The following is a 19,682-nucleotide window of genomic DNA, read 5'->3' on the forward strand; positions in this document are numbered from 1 at the left end:
ATAGATATGAGCGACGCGATGTGCCTGGGCGTGACGGAACGCCTGAAACCCATTCTCGAAGACGTGCGCGAGATGGTGCGCAACGACATCCTGCCCATCGAGGAGAAGTGGCATGACGAGACCGCAAACGCGGACGACCGCTGGGCGCATACGCCCTGGCAGACGGAGACGCTGGAGGCGCTGAAGACGAAGGCGAAAGAGAAGGGGCTCTGGAACTTCTGGCTGACCAAGACGGGGCTGACGGCGTCGGACAAGGGCTTCGGCCTGACCACGGTGGAGTATGCCCACCTCGCCGAGGAAATGGGCTGGTCGCACTTGGCGCCCGAAGTCTTCAACTGCTCCGCGCCCGACACCGGCAACATGGAGGTGTTCGAGAAGTACGGGACGGAGGAGCACAAGGAGCGCTGGCTCAAGCCGCTGCTCGACGGCAAGATCCGGTCGGCCTACCTCATGACCGAACCGGACGTGGCCAGCTCGGACGCGACCAATCTCGAATTCAGCGCGGTCAAGGACGGCGACGAATGGGTGCTGAACGGCGAGAAATACTGGTCGTCCGGCGCGGGCGATCCGCGCACCAAGGTCTACATCCTGATGGCGCGCACGGAAGAGAAGGGCGATTTCGAGCGCCGCCACAAGCAGCATTCCATGTTCGTGGTCCCGGCCGACCTGCCGGGCATCACCAAGGTCCGCGCCATGACCATCTTCGGCCAGGACGACGCGCCGCATGGCCATCTGCATATGAAGTTCGAGAATGTCCGCGTGCCCGCCGACGCGCTGCTGATCGGGGAGGGGCGCGGCTTCGAGGTCAGCCAGGGCCGCCTCGGCCCGGGCCGCATCCACCACTGCATGCGCGCCATCGGCCAGGCGGAGCGCGCGCTCGACCTGCTCTGCAAGCGGGCCGTGTCGCGCGAAGCCTTCGGCCGCCCGCTGGCCAAGCTGGGCGCGAATTACGACATCATCGCCGATTGCCGCATCGGCATTGAGCAGGCGCGCCTGCTCTGCCTGAAGGCGGCGTCGATGATGGATACGGGCGACCACCGCGCGGCCGCGCCCTACATCTCCATGATCAAGGTCGCCGCGCCGCAAGTCGCGCTGAAATGCATCGACGAAGCCATGCAGATGCATGGCGGCGTCGGCATCAGCCAGGACACGCCGCTGGCCGGCATGTTCATCCAGATGCGGACCTTGCGCTACGCCGACGGCCCCGACGCCGTCCACCGCATGCAGGTCGCGCGCAAGGAACTGAAGCCCTATACGAACCAATCCGTCTGACGGGACGTATATCCTTCGTCACAGCGCCGCCGTTCCGGGCGGCGTTTTCTTTGGAAGCTCGACATGCCCGACAAGACCGAATTGCTGTCCCGGCCCAAGGTCGCCATCGACATGGATCATGTCATGGCCGACACGGGCGCCTATCTCTGCGACTGGCTGAACGACCGCTACGGGCTGGAGCTGGCGGACGAAAGCTTCAAGACGCTGCGCGACCAGCTGGACGGCGAGCCGCGCCGGGCCATGATGGATCTGGTCGCCAACGGCGAACTGATGCGCGAGTTGCCGCTAATGGCGGGCTGCCGCGACGTGGTGGAGCGCCTCCACGAGCGCTACGCCGTCGTCATCTGCACGGCGGCCATGGAATATCCCGACACGATCCCGCCAAAGATCGCCTGGCTGCACGAGCATTTCCCGTTCCTGGATCCGAAACTATTCGTCTTCTGCGGCTACAAGCAGGTGATGGGCACGGACTGGCTGATCGACGACAGCGTCAAGCATTTCGACGGCTTCAAGGGCAAGCCGCTCCTCTACACCGCGCCGCACAACCGCGACGAGACAGGTTATGACCGCGTCGATGACTGGGCCGAGGTGGCGAAGCGGCTGCTGGGTTAGGACCGTTCGACGGAGACCAGCGTCACGCCGTCCACCTCGCCGACGATTTCCGCGTTCCGGCGCTGCATCAGATCCAGCACGGCGCGGCTCTCCCAATCGCCGGGACAGCCGACCAGATCGCGTTCATGGTCGAGATGCTCCGCCATCGCCGCCGATTCGCCGACGCGTCGGCACGGATCGTCCGCATCGAGGTAGCCGTCACCGAACGGGGCGAGGCTGGCGGGCCAAGTGAAAGCAGTGGGTCCGGCTTCCGGCACATCGATGGCGGGCGTTTCAGGTTGGGTGAGTGCGGGCTCCGGCGCGTCCGTGACGACCGGTTGCACGGGAATGTCCGGCTCGCGGTCGGACGGCCCGCCGCAGGCGACGAGGATCGCAAGGGCTGGCGTTGCAAGGACTAAGGCGGCGCGGAAACGGGGCATCGGACACTTTCGCTCTGGAAGACCCGGACCCCATAGCAAGCTTTCCGGATGCGGTCAGCCACGGCGTCGGACTCCGGTTAGGGCTTGCCTTTCGCGGCCCGGACCCCGATTCCAGCGGAACGAAACACCGAAGGAGTCTCCCATGCCGTCATTCGACATCGTATCCGAAGTGGACCTGGCCGAAGTCCGCAACGCCGTTCAGAACGTGATGCGCGAAGTCGGCACGCGCTACGACTTCAAAGGCAGCAAGAGCACGGTCGAGGTCGCGGACGGGGCGATCAAGGTTTTCGCCGACGACGATCTGAAGCTCAAGCAGGTCCAGGAGCTGATCCGCGGCCACCTGTCCAAGCGCGGCGTGGAACCGGGCCAGCTCGACTACAACACCCCCGAACCCGCCGCCGGGGCAAGCGTCCGCCAGACGATCACGGTCAAGGAAGGAATCGACCGCGACATGGCCCGCAAGATCGTCAAGGATATCAAGGGCTCGAAGATGAAAATTCAAGTCGCGATCCAGGGCGAGGAGTTGCGCGTGACCGGCAAGAAACGCGACGATTTGCAGACCGCGATCCAGTTCGTGAAGGATATGGGCCTGGAACAGCCGGTGCAGTTCAAGAACTTCCGGGACTGAGCCTTTTCGTCAGCATGTGCGTGGCGTGCCCGATGGGCATGTCCTCGATCGTGCCGAGTAGGCGGTAGCCCTCGTTTTCATAGAACGGCTTGGCTTGCCAGCTGAAGGTTTCGAGATAGGCATTCACGCAACCTCGTCCGATCGCGAGTCTCTCACAGGCTGAGAGCAGCCTTTGGCCAAGACCTTGGCCCCGCATATCGTCTTCTATCCAGAACAGGTCGATATGCAGCGTATTCCAAAGGCATCGCCCGCTTATGGCCCCGACCAGCGTGCCGTCTTCCGTCTTGGCGCTGACGAAGCACGGAATGGCGTCCGTGCTTCTTTGCAGATCAGGAACTTGTTTGCGGTTGAACGCCGAAAGCCGGTCCAGCAATTCGGCCGTATCTTGGCTTGAGGGCGAGTGCCCCGCGTCGACACTAACCGCTTCGCTCATCGACTCCAAATCACCACGCCATTCACCATCGTCATGACGGCTTCCGCGTCCATCGGCTCGATGCCCGGATCAAGCATGTCGCGGTCGAACACGCTGAAATCAGCCTTCTTCCCGACTTCGATCGACCCGAGCTTGTCTTCCTGGAACGAGGCATAGGCCGGCCAGAGGGTGAACATCTTGAGCGCTTCCTGCGGCGTGACGCGCTGGTCTACGTTCCAGTCCTCGTTGGAGTAGCCGGACAGGTCGGTGCGGCTCATCGCGGCGTGGAGCTCGATGCGCGGATCGCCGACTTCGACGGGGGCGTCCGATCCGCCGGCGATCACGACGCCGCTATCGATCAGGGCGCGCCAGGCATAGGCGCCGGTCAGCCGGTCCGGGCCGAGCCGGTCCACGGCGAAGTGCAGATCGCCGATGGCATGGCTGGGCTGCATGGAGGGGATGACGCCGAGCTCGCGGAAACGCGGAATATCCGCCGGATCCAGGATCTGGCTGTGCTCGATCCTCCAGCGCGGCTCCGCCACGGCCCACTCCCCGCGCGGGACGGTCGCGAACGCTTCCTCGTACCAGTCCAGCACTTCCTTGTTGCCGCGGTCGCCGATGGCGTGCGTGTTGACCTGGATGCCGTTGCGCAGGGCGCTCTGGAAGATGGGCAGCGCGCGGTCGCGTTCCAGCGTCATCAGCCCGTGATTGTCCGGATCGTCGGCATAGGGTTCGATCAGGGCCGCGCCGCGCGATCCGAGCGCGCCGTCCGCGTAGAGCTTGACCGCCCGGGTGACGACCGTCGGCGCTCCGGCAGACAGGCCGCCGCGCATGGTTCGGACGCGTTCGCCGGGGCGGCGTTCGGGCACGCCGATGGAATTGTAGACGCGGATGCCGATGTCGCCGTCCGAGGCCATCCGGTTGATCAGCTCGATATCGTCGCGGTCCACGCTCATCGAATGCATATTGGTCCAGCCGCGCGAGGCATAGACCTCCGCGCCCAACCGGTAGGCCCGTTCGCGTCCGGCCGCGTCCATCTTGGGGACCAGATCCGCAACCAGGTCCTGCGCCTTGTCGATCAGCATGCCGTCGGCACGGCCGTCGTCCCGGCGGTTGATGGCCCCGCCGAACGGCGCTTCGGTCATCTCGTCGATCCCGGCGCGCTCGAGCGCGAGGCTGTTGACGACAGAGGCGTGCCCGTCGGCGCGTTGCAAGACGACCGGATGATCCGTCGTCACCGCGTCGAGGTCGTCGCGCGTGGGAAAGCGGCCCTCCGGCCAATGGGTTTCGATCCAGCCGTCGCCATGGATCGTTTCGCCGACCGGCAGGTCGCGCGCGACCTCGCGCACGGCGTCCTGCAGCTCCGTGACGGAGGTGACGCCGGACAGGTCGAGTTCCATCTCCCGCGCACCGATGCCGATCAGATGGGCATGGGCGTCCGTCAGGCCGGGATAGAGCGCGGCGCCAGCCAGGTCATAGGTCGCCGCTCCGTCCGGGCACCAGTCGCCCTCGGCGGCGCCGACATAGGCGATCGTCTCGCCGACGACCGCGACCGCCTCGGCGCGCGGCCGAAGATCGTCCGCCGTATGGATCGGGCCGCCGCTGAAACACCAGCCCTCGACGCTGGCCACGGACGGTGCCGCCGGCGTCATGGCCTGACCGCAGGCGGAGAGAAGAAGCACGGCCGAAACCGCATGTAGGAAAGTTTTCATGACGTACGCCATAGCGGGGCCGATGCGCGGTGTCAGCCGGTCATGTGACCGTTCGGTAAGGCGTGTTCCGGTCGATCGTGGCGTCTAGGCGGCGCTGGCGACGGATTTGCCGTCTTCCGAGAGCACGTCCTCGAAGGCCTGCATCAACCCGGCCAGCTTGATCGGCTTGCCGAGCGAGGCGTTCATGCCGATGTTCCGGCAGAGCCGCGCCTGCTGGTATTGCGGGTCGGCGGTCAACGCGATGATCGGCACGTTCTGATAGTCGGACGGTTCGCTGCGGATGGCCAATGTGGTTTCGATGCCGTCCATGACCGGCATGTGAATGTCCATCAGCACCAGATCGAACCGCTTTTTCTTCAGCATGTCGATCGCTTCCTGGCCGTTGAGCGCGGTCTCGATCTCCCCCACGACGCGGGCCAGCAGGGAGCTGGCGACGATGTGGTTGGTGGCATTGTCGTCGACGATCAGGACGCGAACGTCGCCGTAGGGCTTGTCGGGATCGGATGGCGCGTCCGGCGTACCGGCTGGGGCAGGGGGGTGCGCCTGTTCGACGGTCGTCTCAGGCGGGGAAGACCGGACCGTGACAGGCTCCGCATTCTGCGGTGACGCGGATGGTTCGGCTCGTAATTCGCGCGGTTCGGCTTCCGCCGCCGCCTTCGGCACAGGGCGCGGCCCGGTTCGGGCCTCCGCCATGGCGAGCGGCAACGATATGGCGAACACCGTGCCCTTGCCATGCTCTGACGTGACGTTGATCCGTCCGCCCATCAGGTCGACCAGATCCTTGACGATGGACAGGCCGAGCCCGGTTCCGCCGAAGCGGCTGGAAATCGACTTGTCGGCCTGTTTGAACGGCAGGAAGATCTGGGAGATGGATTGTTCCGTCATCCCGATGCCGGTGTCGCGCACCGCCAGGATCAGGTGGCGCTTCTCGCCCTGTCCGGTCGGGGCCAGCAGGACCTGGACCTTTCCTCCGGCCGTGAACTTGATGGCGTTGGACAACAGGTTGCCCAGGCATTGCTCCAGCCGGTAGCCGTCGAGGGCGGCCGTGGCGGGCACGTCTTCATGGACCGTGCAGGTCAGCTTCACCTGGTTCGCCTCCGCGCGCGGCCTCCACTTGCTGCAGATGGACCTGACCAGGTCGCCCGGCGAGAGATCGCGGATGTCCAGCTCGACGGCGTCTTCCGACAGTTTGGCGTGTTCCAGCGTGTCGTCCACCATGACCATCACCTGCTCGGCCGAACTCTGGATCAGCTTGAGCTGGGGCGTCAGTTCCGGATCGCGGGAATTGTTGACCAGCGCGTCGGCGATCCCGATGACGGCGTTGAGCGGCGTGCGGACTTCGTGCGACATGCGGCCGAGGAAGTCGTTGTTCAGACCGAGCAGGTTCTCGGCCTCCTGCTGAGCCTGGCGCAGGGCGGCTTCAGTCATGATCTGCTTGGTGATGTCGGTGAAGAAGCAACAGAGCGAACGCGCTTTCCCGCTTTCGTCCACATTGGGCATGATGCTGGATTTGAGGTGCCGGACGTTCCCGTCGTCTCCGATCACACGGATGATGCCGTGCGCGGGACGACAGGACTTAATGGTCTCCGACATCGTCGACCGCACCAACGCCACATCGTCCGGATGGACCGCATGGGTGAAGCCCTCCTTGAAGATGCGCGCATGGTTCTCCGGTGAAAAATGCTGGCGCAGCGAATCGGCGCGGACATAGAAGTCCCGGGTCTTGATGTTGTAGTACCAATAACCGCTCTCGCCGATCTCCAGCGCGGCCTCGAGAACGCGGTGTTGCAGCTCCTGCTCCGTCGTGTCGCGCATCAGGATCAGATAGCCGTCGTCGCGGCCCAGGCTGACGCGAATGTCGATATGCTGCCCGGACGGGGTGACGGCGTTGATGATCTGGGTGGCCTTGGCCTGTTTGAGGCGCTGATTGACCAGCAGGTCGGAGATCAGCGCCTCGAACACTTTCGGGTCGCCTTTGCCGAAATAGCCGCGTTCGGCCATCACGCCGGTCAGCTGGCCGAGTTTCGTGATCGTGCCCGAAGCAGGCGGATCCATGCGCAGGACGTCGAAGACCTTGTCGTCGATATATTCGATATCCATCCGGCGGTTGACGGCCAGGCAGGCCTCACCGGTGAGATCGGCCAGCCGCTTCAGCCAGAAATAGTCTTCCTTGCGCCTGATGGATGTGCGCCGGTCGACCTGTTCGTATTCCCGCGAGTCGTCCAAAATGCCCCGTCGCAATCGGCTGCCAACACTTACTGAGGCCTGGAATCGCAGAAAAAGGGAAAGAGGGCGTTAAGATGCGGACCGGGCCTGGGAGATTGGTCTGGGGGACTGGCCTGGAGTGGCAAGCCGGGAAGGCTGGTGCCGCGAGAGAGAATTGAACTCTCGACCTCATCATTACCAATGATGCGCTCTACCACTGAGCTACCGCGGCGTGCCGTCGTTCGATCCCTGTTCGGTGCCGATCCACGCGGGGCCGATCCGGTTCGAAGGCGCCGCGCTATAACTTGCGCTCCCGGCATTGAAAACCCCTTTCGCGCCGCTAGGATGGACGCGATGGCAGAGGCTTCGAAAGACGGCGCCAAATCGCGCGGGCCGATGACGCGCGAAGAGCGTCTGGCCGCGCAATTGCGCGCCAACTTGCGGCGACGCAAGGCGGCGGCGCGCAAGACGGCTTGCACCGAAAAGCCCGAAAAACCCGAAAAAGACGCACCACAGCCTTGATTGCGGCGGGTCCGCGCGTCATGCCGCCGCTCTATGGACAAGATCGTAATCGAAGGCAGCTATCCGCTGCGCGGGGAAATTCGCATCAGCGGGGCCAAGAACTCCGCCATCAAGCTCATGGCCGTGCCGTTGCTGACGGACCGACCGGTTACGCTGACCAACATGCCGCGGCTGCGCGACACGCGCTCCATGGGCGGATTGCTGGAACATCTCGGGCTCAGCGTCGAGCAAGACGGCGATTCGACCTTGAAACTTCACGCACCGGACCTTGCCGGGACCGAAGCGCCTTACGACCTGGTCCGCAAGATGCGCGCCTCGTTCAACGTGCTGGGCCCGATCCTCGCCCGCGAGGGCCAGGCGCGGGTCAGCCTGCCCGGCGGTTGCGCGATCGGCGCGCGCCCGGTCGATCTGCACCTCAAGGCGCTGGAGGCGCTGGGCGCGAAGATCGAACTCGAACAGGGTTATGTCATCGCTTCGGCCAAGGGCGGTCTGAAAGGCGCGGAGATTTCGTTCCCCTTCGTCTCCGTCGGCGCGACGGAACATGCCATGCTGGCCGCCGTGCTGGCCAAGGGCGAAACCGTGTTGATGAATGCCGCAAGAGAGCCGGAAATCGTGGATCTGGCGGACTGCCTGAATGCGATGGGCGCGAAGATCACGGGCGCCGGACGCTCCGAAGTCCGGATCGAAGGCGTCGCCTCCCTGTCGGGGACCACCCATTCGGTCGTGCCGGACCGGATCGAGGCCGGAACCTACGCGCTGGCCGCCGCGACGGCGGGCGGATCGGTCCGGTTGACGAATGTGCGCCACGATCATCTCGGCGCCCTATGGCCGCTGATCGCCCAGGCCGGCGCGCGCGTCAGCCTGGACGACGATTCGGTGCTGATCGAACGTGGCACGGGACGGCCCAACCCGGTCGATATCGACACGTCGGCCTATCCGGGTTTCCCGACCGACCTGCAGGCGCAGTTCATGGCGCTGGTCGGGCTGGCGGACGGCACGTCGATCATCCGCGAGAACATCTTCGAGAACCGGTTCATGCATTGTCCGGAGCTGATCCGCATGGGCGCGGACATCACGGTGCGGGGGCGCGAAGCCATCGTCAGGGGCGTGCCCGAATATGTCGGCGCGCCGGTCATGGCGACGGATCTGCGCGCCTCGGCCAGCCTGGTGAATGCCGGTTTGGCGGCGCGGGGCGAAACCCATATTTCGCGCGTCTATCATCTGGACCGCGGGTTCGAACATATCGAAGTGAAGCTCGGCAATTGCGGCGCCCATATCAGGCGCATGCCGGACGAAGAAGGATGAGCTGAACCGTCTATGCCATTGAAACTCATAGCCAACGACGCGGACGACTTGAAAGTCGTGGCCGCCGCGCTGCAGGATGCGATCCTGCGTGTGGGCGATATCCGCTTCGATCCCGTCGCCCGGTCCGTTTCGATGCGGCTGAGCCGTTACCGCCACGAGACCGGCCGCCGGGAGCGCGTGGAATGCGGGCTGCGCGTGGACGGCGTCATGTCGTTGCAAAGCCGCGGCATCGAACGCGGCGAGCCGGACGCCTTCATGGTCGTGCTGGACCTGGCTTTCGAACCCGGTGACGCGCCGGCCGGTCACGCGGACCTCATACTCGCCGGCGGCGGAGTGTTGCGCCTGAACGTCGAAGGGCTGGACTTGCTGCTCTCGGACACGGGCGATCCGCGTCCCGTCAAGTCCGAACCCCGGCATGAGGACGCGTGACGGAAGAGGCCGATTTCCAGGCCGGCGACCATTACATCGCCGAGCTTCACATCGACGATGCCAGCCTGCCGGTTTCCTCGGCCGAAATGCAGCATGAGCGCCGCGTCGCGATCTTCGACCTGATCGAGGACAACCAGTTCCGCCCCAAGGGCTCTCCGACCGGTCCCTACATGGTGCGGCTGGCGCTCGACGATGGCCGTCTGACCTTCGATGTCGGAACGACGCTGGGCGTGCCGCGCGGGAAATTCGCGGTGTCGATGGTGCCGTTCCGCCGCATCGTGAAGGACTATTTCATGATCTGCGAGAGCTATCACAACGCCATTCGCACCGCGACATCGGCCCAGATCGAGGCGATCGACATGGGCCGGCGCGGCCTGCACAATGAAGGCTCGCGCCTGCTGGCCGATAGCTTGCGCAACCAGGCGGAGGTGAGCTTCGATACGTCGCGGCGGCTCTTCACCCTGATCTGCGCGCTGCACAGGCGGCCCGCGTGACCGGCCGCCTTCTATTCGTCTGCCATTTGAACATGGTGCGCTCGCCCATGGCGGAAGGCCTGGCCCGCCGGAAAGGGTTCGAGGCCGTGTCCTGCGGATTGGAACCGGGGGAGCCGGACGACCTCATGATGGCGGTGATGCGCGAAGTCGGGATCGACATGAGCGGACACGATCCGAAATCGCTCCAGTCCATGGCGGATGAGCCGTTCGATCGCATCATCGCGTTCACCGACGAAACCTTCGCCGCATCGAAGGCCGTGTTCGGTCCGGACGCCCCGGTGGAACTCTGGTCGCTGCCCATGCCGGATTCCGGCAGTTACGATGTGCGCGCCGTCATGGACGGTTATCGCGCCATCCGGTCGGTCATCGCCAATCGGCTCGATCGCCTGACCTAGTGCATTTCCCCTTTCGGATGCGCGCAAAGCCCCTATATAGCGCCCGACATGGAAGCGCCGCGCGTCGCGGCGATGCATAAGGATAGGTTTTGGCCAAAGAAGAACTACTCGAATTCGAAGGGGAAGTCGTCGAACTGCTTCCCAACGCGACATTCCGCGTGAAGCTGGTGAACGATCACGAGATCATCGCCCACACGGCCGGACGGATGCGCAAGAACCGTATTCGCGTGCTGGCCGGCGACCGCGTCACCGTCGAAATGACCCCGTACGACCTGACCAAGGGTCGGATCACCTACCGATTCAAATAGCGTCCGGGCGTACCGTCATGTCCGGTGACGGCTTCATCCTGGCCAGTGCGAGCCCGCGCCGCCTGCAACTCCTCGCCCAGATCGGCTTGGCGCCCGACTGCGTCGAACCGGCCGACATCAACGAAGATCCCATTCCCGGCGAATTGCCCGGCCCGCATGCGCGCCGCCTTGCCACCGAAAAAGCCGCGATCGTCTCCCAGCGCTTTGCCGGGCGGGTCGTGCTGGCCGCAGACACGGTGGTCGGCGTCGGGCGGCGCATCCTGCCTAAGACGATGGACCGCGGCGAGGCGGAGGACTGCCTGCGCCTGATGAGCGGTCGCGCGCACCGCGTCTTCACCGGCGTCTGCGTGGTCGATGCGAACGGCGTTTCGCGCAGCAAGCTCAGCGAGACGCGGCTGAAGGTCAAACGCCTGTCGGACGCGGAACTGAACGCCTATCTCGACAGCGGCGAATGGCACGGCAAGGCGGGCGGTTATGGCATTCAGGGCCGAGCCGGGGCCTTCATTCCGTTCCTGTCCGGGTCTTACACCGGCGTCGTCGGGTTGCCGGTCTACGAGACCGCACAAATGCTGAAAACCGCCGGAGTGAGCCTATGAAACGCCGCGCCGTGATCGAAGAGGCGGTCGGCGAAACCCGCGCCGCCGTCTATGAAGGCCGCAAACTGGTGGAGTTGCATCTGGACCGCTGGTCGGACTTCCACACGCCGCGCATCGGCGAACGCTGGACCGCGCAGGCCGCGTCCATCGACGCCTCGATCGGCGGCATCTGGATGGCGCTGGGCAAGGGGCCGGATGCGCTGCTGTCCTTCAAGGGTCAGAGAGACATGCCGCGTTTGACCGAAGGGCAATCGGTCGATGTCGTCATCGCCAAACAATCCATTGCCGAAAAAGGCCCGGTCGTGCGCTATGCCGGCGACCCCACGCGCGACGCGCCCGGGGTGATCGAGGCGCTGGACCTGAAACAGAGGCTGAGCCGCCGCTTTCCGGGCATCGCGTTCGAAGACGCGCCGGTCGGCATCCTGGACAACGCCACGGAACGCACATTGGCCGTACCGGGCGGCGGGTCGATCACGATCGACCGCACACAGGCGTTGATCGCCGTGGATGTGGACAAGGGCGGCGCCAAGACGGGGATGGATTGCAGCACCAATGCCGCTAAGCTGATCCTCGACCAATTGCGCTTGCGGGGGCTCGGCGGCCTGATCGCCATCGACTTTCCGAATCTGCGCCAGCCGCGGCAGCGTTCGACCGTGATCCGCCTGATGGAGGATGCGGCCGAAGCCGACCCTGCGAGCCTCCGCATCGCGCCCTTTTCAAGGTTCGGCGTGGTGGAAATGACGCGCGGCCAGGACGGCCCGTCCATCGACGCCAAGCTGAACGACCGCTTCGGCGAGCCGACGGTCGAGACGCAGGCGATCCGCGCGCTGCGGCGGCTGGAACGCGAAGGCAAGGCGTCGGGCGGGGCGCAGCTCGTGCTGAGCGTGACGGATGCGATTGGGAACTGGCTGGACGAACCGCCGTTCGATTGGCGCACGCCGATGACCGAACGGTTGGGCGCCCGCTTCTCGGTGGAGCGCGGCGAGACCGTGGAGGCGAGGAGCGACCGATGAGCCGGACCTGCCCGATCTGCAAGACACGCGACGTCGTCGCCGATTACCGGCCGTTCTGCTCCAAACGCTGCGCCGACATCGATCTGGGTCGCTGGTTCAAGGGCGGCTACGCCATTCCGACGCAGGAGCGCGCGCCGGACGGAGACACTCTGCCCGATCCGGCGAACGACTAACGCAGACTGTCGAACGGCTCCCGCGCGTCGCAGAAAAAGGCGTCGTGGCCGTAGCGCGCCTCGGACAGCTCGATGTCCACCGCGGCGACGTAGGAAAACGCACTGACCTGCGTGCCGTCCGCATGATAGTCGTCCACGAGTGCGGCGCTGATCTGGTCCGCCGGAACGCAGACCCAATCCACGATGTCGCGCAACTCGCCCCGCAGCGGCCCGTCCACGAACCAGCCGGAGCGCTCGCCGTGGGCATAGCGCCGTTCCGGTCGGTCGATATGGCCGAGATTGGCTTCGTAGACGGCATGAACGGCCCGGACGGCGCGACCGGGCCTGCGGCACCAGTGGGACAGGCATGTCCGCGCGCCACCGTCGATATCATGCATCCCATAGAGGACTTCTGGAAGCCACGAGACCCAGAGCGCACGGTCGCGCAATCCGTGTTCGGCGCACAAGGCGTAGAGCTGCTCTTCGAAGCCTGCATCCTTGACGTCGATCAGGATCCGGCAGGTCCGGTTCCCGTGCGCGGCAATCGCTGCGAACAGCTCGGCCGCCACGGGCATGCGGGCGAACTCGCCGCCCAGCTCGTGCAGTCGCGCGGCGCGGATGTCGCAGAGCCTGAGGAGCTCTCCGTCTTCCGTCAGGCTTGATTCGTCATGGGTGATGAGCGGCGTGCCGCACAGGCTCATGCGGATGTCGAATTCGATCTGTTGCACGCCCGCATCCAAGGCGGCCGTCAGCCCGTCCATCGTGCTTTCATGGTCGGCGAAGCCGCGGAACCTGTGGGAGATGAGCTGATCGAACCGGGCCATGATCGGGACAGGCTAGCGGATCGCGGCAGTCAGGGAAACAGGAAGGGGAATGGTGCCCGAACCTGGATTTGAACCAGGGACACACGGATTTTCAATCCGTTGCTCTACCAACTGAGCTATTCGGGCCCATCCATCATGGACGCGCGTCTATAGGGAGGCCGATCCGGCCTGTCCACCGCGTTTCGCCGTCGAATGACCGCCTTTATCCGAGGTGTATTTCACCGTTCGGATAGCGCGTCAGAGGCGGCCGCTGCGAGGCGATGAGGTAGCCAAGCGTGAGCGGGCCGAGCCGTCCCAGGAACATCAGGATCATCACGGTCGTCCGGCCCGTCTGGTCCAGATCGCCGGTGATGCCACGCGACAGGCCGACGGTGCCGAGGGCGGACGTCGCCTCGAACATCGTGTCGATCATGTCGGTCGTCTGCGTCGCCAGCAGGACGAAGGTCGTCACGCACATGACGAGACCGGCGATGATGCCCAGCGTCATCGCCTTGTGGACCTGGCGCCTGTCCACCGAGGTTCTGAAGATGCGGATGTGGCGTGTTTGCCGGAAATAGGCGACGGCGGCGAGCAACAGCACGATGATGGTCGTGACCTTGATGCCGCCCGCCGTCGACCCGGTCCCGCCGCCAATGGTCATCAGGATCATCGTCATCCAGGTCGTGGCGTCTTCCAGGGACGCCGTATCGACGGCGGCGAAACCGGCCGTGCGGGGCGTCACGCTCTGGAAGAAAGCCAGCCCGAACATTTCCAGCCCGCTCGCCGTCTGGCCCAAAGTCTGCGGATTGTCGCGTTCCAGCAGGATGAAAAGAGCGACAGGCACGACGATCAGCACGGCTGTGCCGACGAGCATCAGTCGCGTATGCAGGTTCAGCCGCGCCCACCGCCAACCATGCCGCAAATCGGCATAGACGATGAAACCCAGCGAGGAGAGCACGAAGGTGATGGAGACGGTCAGCAACACGAACGGATCGGTCGCGAAATCCTTCAGGCTGTTGCCGAACAGATCGAACCCGGCATGATTGAAGGCGGACACGGCATGGAACACCGCCATCCACAGCCCGTCGCGCCAGCCCATTTCCGGAATCCACAGCCAGGCCAGGATAGCGGCGCAGAGCGCCTGTCCGACCATGACGATCTTCACGATGCGGGTGATCAGCTTGAGGATGCGTGTGCGCTTTCCGGCGCCGATCTCGCTGTGCATCAGCGTCAACCGTTCCACCCCGACCGTCATGCCCAACGCCGAAAGCACGAAAACGGTCAGCGTGATCAGACCGACTCCGCCGAACTGGATCAGCAGCAACAGGACGAACTCGCCCGCGAAGGTCAGCTCCGCGCCGACATCGATGACGGACAGTCCCGTCACGGTGACGGCCGATGTCGCGGTGAATGCGGCTTCGGACACGCTCAGCCCCGCATGGGAGCTGACCGGCAGCCAGAGCAGGAACGTCCCGAACGCAACGAAGGCCAGATAGGCGACCGCGATCTTCAGCGGGGTCGGCAGGCCGTCGAGCCATTCTCTCACGGTTCAGGCCCTCACGATTCAGGCGAGGACAGGATGTCCTCGGCGGCCCGCTCTCCGGTTTCCATTTCCGGCATGATCACGCCGTCGACGCCGATCGATTCCAGGATCGCTTTCTGTGCGTGCGTCTGTGCCTTGGCGTAGATCCGTTCCGCGCCAAGTTTCTTGGCGGTATAAGTCCCGAGCAGGCAGGCCTGCACGTCGGAGCCGATGGCGATGACGACGATGTCCTGATCGTCGATGGCGCATTCGCGCAAGGCGCGCTCATCCGTGGCGTCGGCCCGGATCGTATTGTCCAATTCGGCGTGGAACCGGTCCACCAGGTGCTGGCTGGTGTCGATGCCCAGGACGCGCGCGCCTTTCTCGGTCAGGGACCGGGCCAGCGCGATACCGAAGGTTCCGAGGCCGATGACGGCCACGCTGCTTTTGGATGTGAACATGAGGTCTCCAGTATCTTCCCGCTCATAGGACGACTCACTTGGCTCTGTGTTCCTAAATTTTAACAGCGGTTGCCTTTGCGTCGTCTTTGGCCGGCCCGTTTGGGCGGACTGGCCAGAGCCGTGTGCGGCGCTGGTCTCCCGCTCGTCCACAAACTCCGGTCATGCCGGGTTAACGCCGCCGTCTTTTCATGGCAGGGGGCGCAAATGACCGAGCTTTCGAAAAGCCAGCGCGACCATCGCGACATGGCCAACGCGATCACCGCCTTGTCCATGGATGCGGTGCAGCGCGCGAGTAGCGGCCATCCGGGCATGCCGATGGGCATGGCGGACGCCGCGACGGTTCTGTTCTCGAAATTCCTGAAATTCGATCCGTCCGATCCGGGCTGGGCCGATCGCGACCGGTTCATCCTGTCGGCGGGTCACGGCTCGATGCTGATCTACAGCCTGCTGCACCTGACCGGCTACAAGGCCGTGACGATGGACCAGATCCGCAATTTTCGCCAGCTCGGCTCCATCACGGCGGGCCATCCCGAATATGGCCACGTCCCCGGCGTGGAGACGACGACCGGACCGCTGGGGCAGGGCATTTCCAATGCAGTCGGCTTCGCTATCGCGGAGCGTCAGCTCAATGCGCGCTATGGCGACGAACTGGTCGATCATCATACCTACGTCGTCGCGGGCGACGGCTGCCTGATGGAAGGGATCAGCCAGGAGGCGATCAGCCTGGCGGGTCACCTGGCGCTGAACAAGCTCATCGTGATGTGGGACGACAACGATATCACCATCGACGGGGCCGTCAGCCTGTCGGACTCGACCGATCAGAAGAAACGCTTCGAGGCGTCGGGCTGGAAGGTGATCGCCGTGGACGGCCACGATCCGCAGAAGGTCGCCAGCGCCCTGCGCCGCGCGCAGAAATCGGACAGGCCGACGCTGATCGCGTGCAAGACGACGATCGGAAAAGGCGCGCCCACCAAGGCGGGTCTCAACAAGGCGCACGGATCGCCGCTGGGCAACGATGAAATCGCCGGCGTGCGGGAGGCGATCGGCTGGAAACATGCGCCGTTCGAAATACCCGATTCCGTCTACAAACTCTGGAAGCGGCCCGCCCGCAAGGGTCGCAAGGCCAACCGCGAATGGCAGGACCGCCTGTCCGCCTCGGACGTGAAAGACGATTTCGAGCGCGCCGTGGCGGGGGAGCTGAACGAGGGGTGGCTGGACGCGTTCCAGACCTACAAGGACGCGGTCGCGCGTGAACAGCCGACGCTGGCGACCCGGGCCGCATCCGGCAAGGCGCTCGTGCCGCTCACCGAGCTCCTGACCGACATGGTCTCCGGATCCGCCGATCTAGAAGGGTCCAACAAGACGAAAACCCCCGCCACGTCCGATGCGATCCAGGCCGGACGCTACGACGGCCGCTACATCAATTACGGCATCCGCGAACACGGCATGGCGGCCGCGATGAACGGCATGGCCCTGCATGGCGGAATCATACCCTATTCGGGTTTGTTCATGGTCTTCATGGATTATTGCCGCCCGTCGGTCCGGTTGGCGGGCCTGATGGGAATCCGGTCGATCTTCGTCGCCACCCACGATTCCATCGGCGTCGGCGAGGACGGTCCCACGCACCAGCCGGTCGAGCATCTGGCGTCCTTGCGCGCCATCCCCAACGTCTACACCTACCGCCCCGCCGATGCGGTGGAGACGGCGGAGTGCTGGGAACTGGCCGTGCAGCGCGCGGACGGCCCCAGCGTCATGGCGCTGACCCGCCAAAACGTCCCGGCCGTGCGCGACGATGCCTCCACGAACTGGTGCGAACGCGGCGGTTACGTGCTGCGCGCCGGGGAGGGGGCGGACGATATCGTGCTGATCGGCACCGGCTCGGAAGTGCATCTCTGCGTCGAAGCGGCCGAGCGGCTGGGCGAAGACGGCATTTCCGCCCGCGTCGTGTCCATTCCGTGCTACGATGTCTTCATGGAACAGGACGCCGACTACATTCGCTCCGTCCTGGGGCAGGATTTGCCGAAAGTCGCGATCGAAGCCGGCATACGCCAAGGGTGGGACGCACTGATCGGCCGCGACGACCCCTTCATCGGCATGCAAGGGTTCGGGGCGTCGGCACCCGGCGCGGAACTGTTCGAACATTTCGGCATCACGGCCAACGCCGTCTACCGCGCGGCCAAGCACCGGCTTGCCCGGTGAAGGAGTTGCCGGGAGATGTCTTCGTGACGGGCCAGCTCATGCCGGCCCAGCTGCAGGCGCTGGCCGAGCAGGGCGTGATGAGCTTCATCAACAACCGGCCCGACCAGGAAGCGCCCTTGCAGCCCATGTCCGATGAGTTGGAGCAGGCCGCCATGGCCGCGTCGCTCGACTATTTCCACATTCCGATGGCGGGAGGGCTGACGCCCGGCCTGATCGAAGCCTCGCTGAAGGCCTACGAGACTGCGCCGCGACCCATCGTGACATTCTGCGCGTCGGGCATGCGCTCGGCCGCGCTGTGGGGTTTCGCCCATGTGGACCGGATGGGCGTGGACGCCGTCATGGATGCGCTGGCCGCGGCCGGGTACGATCTGGAGCGGATCCGCCGACCCTTGACCGACTTCGCCGGGCGGAGCGCGGACTGACGCCCGGCGCCACAGACGCGCCGATCGGCCCGCTGTCGTGAAAGGCCGGCTCAGATCCGCCGTCAAATCCCAATGGGGATGGATCGGCGACTATTCGGGTTCCATCTTCACGCGCGACCTCGTTGCGGCCATCGTCGTCACCATCCTGCTCGTGCCGCAATCGCTGGCCTATGCGATGCTGGCCGGCCTGCCGCCCAAAGTCGGGATCTACGCTTCGATAACGCCCTTGCTGGCTTACGCATTGCTGGGAAGTTCTCGCCAGCTCAGTGTCGGCCCCACGGCGGTGATCTCCCTGATGACGGCGAACACGATCTCGGAACTGCCGGAAGAGCTACGCATCGTCGGCGCGGCCGCGCTGGCGCTTATGGTCGGATCCATGCTGATCGTCGCCGGCATCCTCAAAGCCGGTTTCCTGATGAACTTCGTCGCCCGACCGGTCGTTTCGGCCTACATCACCGGTGCGGCATTCCTAATCATTATCAGTCAGTTGCGGCACGTTCTTGGCGTGGATGGCGGCGGGCGGACGGCGCTGGCCATGGTCGAGAACCTCAGGGCGCAGATCGGCGACGTCACGGTGGTCGCGCTGCTCGTCGGTGCCGTCGCGCTGATGGCCTTCTACCTGGCGCGCAACAGCATTGCCTACAGGCTCGTCAGGGCCGGTGTGTCGAGCAATCTAGCCAAGATGGCGTCCCGGATGGCGCCGATCCTGATCATCGCGGTCTTCATACTGGTCAGCTGGATGGTCTCGCTGGACCAGTATGGTCTCGCCGTGGTCGGCAAGGTGCCGGGCGGTCTGCCGCCTTTCCGCATTCCGATGATCGAGACCGACCTGATGCGCGCGCTGCTCATCCCCGCATCGGTCATCGCCATCGTGTCCTTCGTCGACAGCACCTCCACGTCGCAGGAACTGGCGGCGCGGCAGCGCGGATCGATCAACGGCAACCGGGAGCTGTTCGGGCTCGGCGCGGCGGATATCGCGTCCGGCCTGTCGGGCGGTTACCCCATCAACGGTTCCATGTCGCGCTCGGCGGTCAATGCCGCCGCCGGGGGCGAAACCCCGCTGTCGGGCGTCATGGTCGCCGGGATGATGGCGATAACGGCCTTGTTCCTGACGCCTTTGTTGCAGCCTTTGCCGCTGGCCGTGCTCGCGGCGCTCATCATCATCGCCTGCCTCAGCCTGCTGGACTTCCGCTCCATCTGGCGGACCTGGGTCTATTCGCGCATGGACGGGCTCACTGCGATCGCCACCTTCCTGTCGGTCCTGCTGCTCGGCGTGCAATACGGCGTGCTCGCGGGCGTCGTGCTCGCCATGGCGCTGCACATCAAGACGACGGTCAATCCGCACATGCCGCTGGTCGGCCGCTTTCCGGGCACGGAACATTACCGCGACGCCGAACGCTTCGTGGTCGAGACCAACGACCAGGTGAAGACGTTGCGGATCGACGAGAGCCTCTATTACGCCAATGCGCGGACGCTGGAAGACCGTGTCGCGCAAGTCGTGTCCACCCACCCGGAGCTGACCGACCTGATCCTGATGTGCACGGCGGTGAACCGGATCGACGCCTCCGCGCTCAGTTCGCTGGAGACGATCAACAACCGGTTGAAGTCGGCCGACATCCGGCTGCATTTCTCCGACATGCAGAGCCGGGTGCGCGAGCGCCTGTTCCGGTCCACATTCCTGGACCGGCTGACCGGCCAGATCTTCCTGTCCCAGCACGAGGCCATGGAAGCGTTGCAGCCCGGCCCGGACTGGTCTTTCCTGGACGACCATATCGACATTCACTGAGATTAAATCGATCGC

22 protein-coding genes and 2 tRNA genes are annotated in these 19,682 nt (G+C 64.9%); 15 read left to right on the top strand and 9 right to left on the bottom strand.

The genetic code is table 11. The annotated features are described in order from the left end of the window. Nucleotides 1-6 precede the first annotated feature (6 nt). Both Q0718_RS01615 and Q0718_RS01620 read left to right on the top strand, forming a co-directional pair. The gene (locus Q0718_RS01615; protein ID WP_298912478.1) at nucleotides 7-1,272 is read left to right on the top strand and encodes an acyl-CoA dehydrogenase family protein; all 1,266 of its coding nucleotides are present in this window, start codon (nucleotides 7-9) and stop codon (nucleotides 1,270-1,272) included. Nucleotides 1,273-1,335: 63 nt separating this feature from the next. After that, the gene (locus Q0718_RS01620; protein ID WP_298912481.1) at nucleotides 1,336-1,884 is read left to right on the top strand and encodes a hypothetical protein; all 549 of its coding nucleotides are present in this window, start codon (nucleotides 1,336-1,338) and stop codon (nucleotides 1,882-1,884) included. Here Q0718_RS01620 and Q0718_RS01625 read toward each other — a convergent pair. Next, nucleotides 1,881-2,303, bottom strand: a complete 423-nt coding sequence (locus tag Q0718_RS01625) for a hypothetical protein (RefSeq protein WP_298912484.1) — start codon at nucleotides 2,301-2,303, stop codon at nucleotides 1,881-1,883. The genes Q0718_RS01620 and Q0718_RS01625 overlap by 4 nt on opposite strands. A 142-nt stretch (nucleotides 2,304-2,445) precedes the next feature. Between Q0718_RS01625 and Q0718_RS01630 the strand changes: the two genes are divergently transcribed. Then, nucleotides 2,446-2,931 carry a YajQ family cyclic di-GMP-binding protein gene (locus Q0718_RS01630; RefSeq protein ID WP_298912486.1) on the top strand — a complete coding sequence of 162 codons (486 nt, stop codon included), beginning with the start codon at nucleotides 2,446-2,448 and terminating at the stop codon, nucleotides 2,929-2,931. On the opposite strand, the gene Q0718_RS01635 is transcribed toward Q0718_RS01630, so the two are convergent. The 4 genes from Q0718_RS01635 to Q0718_RS01650 all read right to left on the bottom strand — a co-directional run bounded on the left by Q0718_RS01635 (nucleotide 2,912) and on the right by Q0718_RS01650 (nucleotide 7,492). Further along, nucleotides 2,912-3,364 (bottom strand): GNAT family N-acetyltransferase, encoded by a 453-nt coding sequence (locus Q0718_RS01635; protein WP_298912489.1) that lies wholly within the window; start codon nucleotides 3,362-3,364, stop codon nucleotides 2,912-2,914. The genes Q0718_RS01630 and Q0718_RS01635 overlap by 20 nt on opposite strands. Further along, nucleotides 3,361-5,055 carry an amidohydrolase gene (locus Q0718_RS01640; RefSeq protein WP_298912492.1) on the bottom strand — a complete coding sequence of 565 codons (1,695 nt, stop codon included), beginning with the start codon at nucleotides 5,053-5,055 and terminating at the stop codon, nucleotides 3,361-3,363. The genes Q0718_RS01635 and Q0718_RS01640 overlap by 4 nt, the downstream gene beginning before the upstream one ends. 84 nt (nucleotides 5,056-5,139) lie before the next feature. Then, nucleotides 5,140-7,281: an ATP-binding protein gene (locus Q0718_RS01645; RefSeq protein ID WP_298912495.1), complete on the bottom strand. Its 2,142-nt coding sequence runs from the start codon at nucleotides 7,279-7,281 to the stop codon at nucleotides 5,140-5,142. A 136-nt stretch (nucleotides 7,282-7,417) separates the two neighbouring features. Beyond that, nucleotides 7,418-7,492: transfer RNA gene (locus Q0718_RS01650), tRNA-Thr, on the bottom strand. Between the two features lie 122 nt (nucleotides 7,493-7,614). Here Q0718_RS01650 and Q0718_RS01655 point away from each other — a divergent pair. The 9 genes from Q0718_RS01655 to yacG all read left to right on the top strand — a co-directional run bounded on the left by Q0718_RS01655 (nucleotide 7,615) and on the right by yacG (nucleotide 12,495). Further along, nucleotides 7,615-7,782: a hypothetical protein gene (locus tag Q0718_RS01655; protein WP_298912497.1), complete on the top strand. Its 168-nt coding sequence runs from the start codon at nucleotides 7,615-7,617 to the stop codon at nucleotides 7,780-7,782. 33 nt (nucleotides 7,783-7,815) lie between these two features. After that, on the top strand, nucleotides 7,816-9,087 hold the full coding sequence (gene murA, locus Q0718_RS01660; RefSeq protein WP_298912499.1) for a UDP-N-acetylglucosamine 1-carboxyvinyltransferase: 1,272 nt from the start codon (nucleotides 7,816-7,818) through the stop codon (nucleotides 9,085-9,087). 12 nt (nucleotides 9,088-9,099) lie between these two features. Then, a complete protein-coding gene (locus Q0718_RS01665) occupies nucleotides 9,100-9,516 on the top strand; it encodes a DUF2948 family protein (protein ID WP_298912501.1) in 417 nt (138 codons plus the stop codon). Then, nucleotides 9,513-10,010 carry a UPF0262 family protein gene (locus tag Q0718_RS01670; protein WP_298912503.1) on the top strand — a complete coding sequence of 166 codons (498 nt, stop codon included), beginning with the start codon at nucleotides 9,513-9,515 and terminating at the stop codon, nucleotides 10,008-10,010. The genes Q0718_RS01665 and Q0718_RS01670 overlap by 4 nt, the downstream gene beginning before the upstream one ends. Next, entirely contained in the window at nucleotides 10,007-10,405 is a 399-nt protein-coding gene (locus tag Q0718_RS01675) for a low molecular weight phosphatase family protein (RefSeq protein WP_298912506.1), read from the top strand. The genes Q0718_RS01670 and Q0718_RS01675 overlap by 4 nt, the downstream gene beginning before the upstream one ends. Before the next feature lie 89 nt (nucleotides 10,406-10,494). Continuing rightward, a complete protein-coding gene (infA, locus tag Q0718_RS01680; RefSeq protein ID WP_189499413.1) occupies nucleotides 10,495-10,713 on the top strand; it encodes a translation initiation factor IF-1 in 219 nt (72 codons plus the stop codon). Between the two features lie 17 nt (nucleotides 10,714-10,730). Next, nucleotides 10,731-11,309, top strand: coding sequence for a Maf family protein (locus Q0718_RS01685; RefSeq protein ID WP_298912521.1), 579 nt, complete (start codon nucleotides 10,731-10,733; stop codon nucleotides 11,307-11,309). Continuing rightward, complete coding sequence (locus tag Q0718_RS01690; protein WP_298912524.1) at nucleotides 11,306-12,322, top strand: ribonuclease E/G; 1,017 nt, start codon at nucleotides 11,306-11,308, stop codon at nucleotides 12,320-12,322. Before Q0718_RS01685 ends, Q0718_RS01690 begins: the two co-directional genes overlap by 4 nt. Further along, entirely contained in the window at nucleotides 12,319-12,495 is a 177-nt protein-coding gene (gene yacG / locus Q0718_RS01695) for a DNA gyrase inhibitor YacG (RefSeq protein WP_298912527.1), read from the top strand. Before Q0718_RS01690 ends, yacG begins: the two co-directional genes overlap by 4 nt. On the opposite strand, the gene Q0718_RS01700 is transcribed toward yacG, so the two are convergent. The 4 genes from Q0718_RS01700 to Q0718_RS01715 form a co-directional block, all read right to left on the bottom strand. After that, a complete protein-coding gene (locus Q0718_RS01700; RefSeq protein WP_298912530.1) occupies nucleotides 12,492-13,298 on the bottom strand; it encodes a hypothetical protein in 807 nt (268 codons plus the stop codon). The two genes, yacG and Q0718_RS01700, sit on opposite strands and share 4 nt — an antisense overlap. A gap of 50 nt (nucleotides 13,299-13,348) precedes the next feature. After that, nucleotides 13,349-13,424, bottom strand: a tRNA-Phe gene (locus Q0718_RS01705). Nucleotides 13,425-13,500: 76 nt separating this feature from the next. Continuing rightward, entirely contained in the window at nucleotides 13,501-14,823 is a 1,323-nt protein-coding gene (locus tag Q0718_RS01710) for a potassium transporter TrkG (RefSeq protein WP_298912533.1), read from the bottom strand. An 11-nt stretch (nucleotides 14,824-14,834) separates the two neighbouring features. Beyond that, complete coding sequence (locus tag Q0718_RS01715) at nucleotides 14,835-15,260, bottom strand: TrkA family potassium uptake protein (protein ID WP_298912536.1); 426 nt, start codon at nucleotides 15,258-15,260, stop codon at nucleotides 14,835-14,837. A gap of 204 nt (nucleotides 15,261-15,464) precedes the next feature. Between Q0718_RS01715 and tkt the strand changes: the two genes are divergently transcribed. Genes tkt through Q0718_RS01730 form a run of 3 tightly spaced genes read left to right on the top strand, consistent with a single transcriptional unit; the run spans nucleotide 15,465 to nucleotide 19,667 of the window. Further along, nucleotides 15,465-17,459 (top strand): transketolase, encoded by a 1,995-nt coding sequence (tkt, locus tag Q0718_RS01720; RefSeq protein WP_298912538.1) that lies wholly within the window; start codon nucleotides 15,465-15,467, stop codon nucleotides 17,457-17,459. Beyond that, nucleotides 17,456-17,881 carry a TIGR01244 family sulfur transferase gene (locus Q0718_RS01725; RefSeq protein ID WP_298912541.1) on the top strand — a complete coding sequence of 142 codons (426 nt, stop codon included), beginning with the start codon at nucleotides 17,456-17,458 and terminating at the stop codon, nucleotides 17,879-17,881. Before tkt ends, Q0718_RS01725 begins: the two co-directional genes overlap by 4 nt. 37 nt (nucleotides 17,882-17,918) lie before the next feature. Then, the gene (locus Q0718_RS01730) at nucleotides 17,919-19,667 is read left to right on the top strand and encodes a SulP family inorganic anion transporter (RefSeq protein ID WP_298912543.1); all 1,749 of its coding nucleotides are present in this window, start codon (nucleotides 17,919-17,921) and stop codon (nucleotides 19,665-19,667) included. The last annotated feature ends 15 nt before the right edge of the window (nucleotides 19,668-19,682 follow it).

The organism is uncultured Algimonas sp. (assembly GCF_947498175.1).
Classification (GTDB): domain Bacteria; phylum Pseudomonadota; class Alphaproteobacteria; order Caulobacterales; family Maricaulaceae; genus Litorimonas.